At 49.0% G+C, this 2,996-nt stretch carries 3 protein-coding genes and 1 pseudogene; 3 read left to right on the top strand and 1 reads right to left on the bottom strand.

Annotated elements, in window-relative coordinates:
• The first annotated feature begins 251 nt into the window (after nt 1–251).
• A complete protein-coding gene (locus tag ACQ4N8_RS28040) occupies nt 252–686 on the top strand; it encodes an NfeD family protein (RefSeq protein WP_430707658.1) in 435 nt (144 codons plus the stop codon).
• Nucleotides 686–1,621: an SPFH domain-containing protein gene (locus tag ACQ4N8_RS28035; protein WP_430707657.1), complete on the top strand. Its 936-nt coding sequence runs from the start codon at nt 686–688 to the stop codon at nt 1,619–1,621. Before ACQ4N8_RS28040 ends, ACQ4N8_RS28035 begins: the two co-directional genes overlap by 1 nt.
• Nucleotides 1,622–1,719: 98 nt before the next feature.
• Here the strand turns inward: ACQ4N8_RS28035 and ACQ4N8_RS28030 are convergent.
• Nucleotides 1,720–1,878, bottom strand: a pseudogene (locus tag ACQ4N8_RS28030) (helix-turn-helix domain-containing protein); the annotation flags it as partial.
• Between the two features lie 238 nt (nt 1,879–2,116).
• Here ACQ4N8_RS28030 and ACQ4N8_RS28025 point away from each other — a divergent pair.
• Nucleotides 2,117–2,996, top strand: an 880-nt coding sequence (locus ACQ4N8_RS28025) for an RNA-guided endonuclease TnpB family protein (RefSeq protein ID WP_430707656.1), incomplete at its 3' end; no start/stop codon positions are given.

Here is a 2,996-nt window from a genome sequence, read left to right as displayed (position 1 = left end):
TAAACAAGCTGACACCGGTAGAGTTCCGGCGCCAGCTTGCAGCTTAAGGGCTTTTTTCAATGTCTACAAAATTGGGGCTTGACCATTTTTGGCTTTTTGGGCTGGGGACTTTTTTGCCAAGCTGCTGAATAGGGAAGCCATACCGAGGGATTCATGGCATAAAATACCGCGAGACCATATCATTCCTTGATACTTTTTGGTATTGTCACCGTATATATAATTATATTGCGGAAAGGTGGTGCAACAGGGGGATGGAGATATGGGCGATTTGGCTCATCGTCGCCGGGATCTTGCTCGTGCTGGAGATGATGACGATGACTTTTTACCTGCTATGGCTGTGCATCGGGGCGCTGGTTGCGGCGGTCGTAGCTTGGGTAGCCCCCGACGCTTATTTCTGGCAGGTGGTTGCGGGCTGTCTGGTGGCCATGGTGCTGACGGTATTTACGAAACCGCTCTCCAGAAAATTTCGCGCAGCAAAAGGGTTTAAGGATATCGGTACCGAACTGGTAGGTAAGCAGGGCATCGTGGTGGAGCCGATAGAACAAGGGCAATACGGCATCGTGAAGGTTGGGGGAGATTCTTGGAGCGCCACGGCGGACGTCTCGATCGGCAAGGACGAGAGGGTCCGGGTGCTGAAGCGGAGCAGTACCATTATTGAAGTCGAAAGATGGGAGGAAATTATTTAATGCAATGGGCCATTATTGCGGTCATTGTCGTCGTTGTTGTCGTGTTTATCTCGCTAACGGTCAAGATCGTGCCGCAGCAAAGAGTTGGGGTCGTTGAACGGCTTGGTAAATACAACCGCCTGCTGACGCCGGGTCTTAACATTCTGATCCCGGTCATCGACCAAGTGCGGACTTATCACGATTTACGGATTCAACAGACCAATGTACCGCCGCAAACCGTCATTACGAAGGATAACGTGCAGGTACAAATCGACACGATTATTTTCTATCAGGTCGTCAATGCGGAGCAAGCAACTTACGGCATTTCTGATTTTGTATACGGGGTTCGTAATATTACGACAGCAACGCTGCGGCAAATCATCGGGAAGATGGAGCTGGACGAAACGTTGTCCGGCCGGGAGAAAATTTCGACGGATATCCGCGTCGCGCTCGACGAAGCCACGGAAAAATGGGGCGTACGGATCGAGCGGGTAGAGGTTCTTGACATCAGACCGCCGGTCGATATCCAAGAAGCGATGGACAAACAGATGAAGGCCGAACGGAACAAACGGGCCATCGTGCTCGAAGCCGAAGCCGCCAAGCAGGATATGATCCTGCGCGCGGAAGGCGACAAGCAAAGTAAAATCCTCAAGGCGGAGGGCGACAAGGAAGCGCGGATCCGCGAAGCCGAAGGCTTGCGCCAGGCGCAAGAACTGGAAGCGCTTGGGGAAGCTAAGGCGATCGAAGCGGTCGCTGCGGCCGAAAAAGCGCGGATCGAAATGCTGCGCGACGCCGCCCTGAACGAGTCGGTCTTGGCTTACCAGTCCTTCGAAGCACTGAAGGAAGTCGCCAAAGGGCCGGCCAACAAAGTATTCATTCCTTCCAATGCGATCGAAACGCTGGGAAGCCTCGGTGCGATCGGCGAAGTGTTCAAGTCCGGCAAAGACGGCAAGTAATATCGCGTCAAAAACAAAAAGAAGCCATTCCTTGGCAAAAGGATGCGTCGATCGACCATTCTACAAGGAGGGCTTCTTCTCTTTTTTCATGGGATAGCTCAAACGGGATCCGGCAGTTCGTTCAAGGCTCTCGCACGAAATTGTCCCGGCGTCAATCCCGTCCACTTTTTAAAGGCGCTATGAAACGCGCTCGGTTCCGAATAATGGAGCAAATAGGCAATTTCACTGACAGCATATTCGTTTTTGCTTAGATAAGCCCTTAGCGCATCGATGATTTCTTTCGGAATTCATGGATAGCGTAAAGAAATACTCGAGACTTTAGTCATGAGAGGAATTTATGTAGTCTCTACCTCACTGACAAGCTATATTCCTTTACTTCCTCCCTTCAAAATAATTACTATCACTTCAAATGAGAACAAATGTTTGGTATAATCGAATAAGAGAATGTTGCTTCCTTGTATTGACTTCACCCTTCTTTAAGGTGTGGTGACAGGTTTGAAATTTACTTTAACAGCGAAGGTGAAAATACTGCCTAATGAGCAACAAGCGGATTGGTTACGACAAACCCTGTTCGCTTACCGCGATGCGAGCAACCACATGTCTGTACTTGTGCATCAAGACAAAATCCTCTCCAAGACTTTACTCCACAACATGATGTATCGTGAATTGCGCAATGCTTTTTCGCTCCGGTCGCAAATGGCCCAGTCCGTTATGAGAACCGTCATTGCCAGATACAAGTCGTTACTCGGCAACAAACACCCTTGGACACGTGTCCTTTTCAAGAAACCCGAGTACGACCTGGTGTGGAATCGAGACTATTCGCTTTCCAAACAAATCATCTCCCTCAACACGCTGTATGGTCGGATCAAAGTACCTTACATAACGAAAGGTATGGAATCTTACTTTGACGGATCATGGTCATACGGTACTGCAAAGTTGGTCCATAAGAAGGGGAAGTTTTTCCTCCATATTCCAGTCTCTAAAGAAATCGACGAAGTCGAAACCGGAGCCATCCATCAAGTCGTTGGTATTGATCTTGGGATCAACTTTATCGCCACCAGTTATGATTCGCAGGGCAAGTGTGCGTTCTTCCAGGGTCGACCGATCAAAGACAAGCGGTCGAGGTACAAGCATATGCGTAAACAAGTGCAACAAGTCGGCACAGCCTCCGCCAGAAGGAAACTAAAGCGGATGGGAGGACGAGAAAACCGTTGGATGCACGATGTTAATCATTGTGTATCGAAGGCACTCGTCCGTAAGTATGGTGCAAACACCTTGATGGTGTTGGAGAATTTAACTGGCGTTCGTAGTAAAACGGAAAAGATTCAACTTAACGAACGTTATGAATCAGTATCTTGGTCCTTCTATCAACTAA

The sequence above is a fragment of the Paenibacillus macerans genome, assembly GCF_050565405.1.
In the GTDB taxonomy this organism is placed as follows: domain Bacteria; phylum Bacillota; class Bacilli; order Paenibacillales; family Paenibacillaceae; genus Fontibacillus; species Fontibacillus macerans_B.
Note: the sequence above shows the minus strand (reverse complement) of the source record. Positions and strands in the feature narration are given on the sequence as shown.

Coding starts and splice junctions, on each gene's coding strand:
- ACQ4N8_RS28035 (WP_430707657.1), top strand. CDS start 686: ATGCAATGGGCCATTATTGCGGTCATTGTCGTCGTTGTTGTCGTGTTT.
- ACQ4N8_RS28040 (WP_430707658.1), top strand. CDS start 252: ATGGAGATATGGGCGATTTGGCTCATCGTCGCCGGGATCTTGCTCGTG.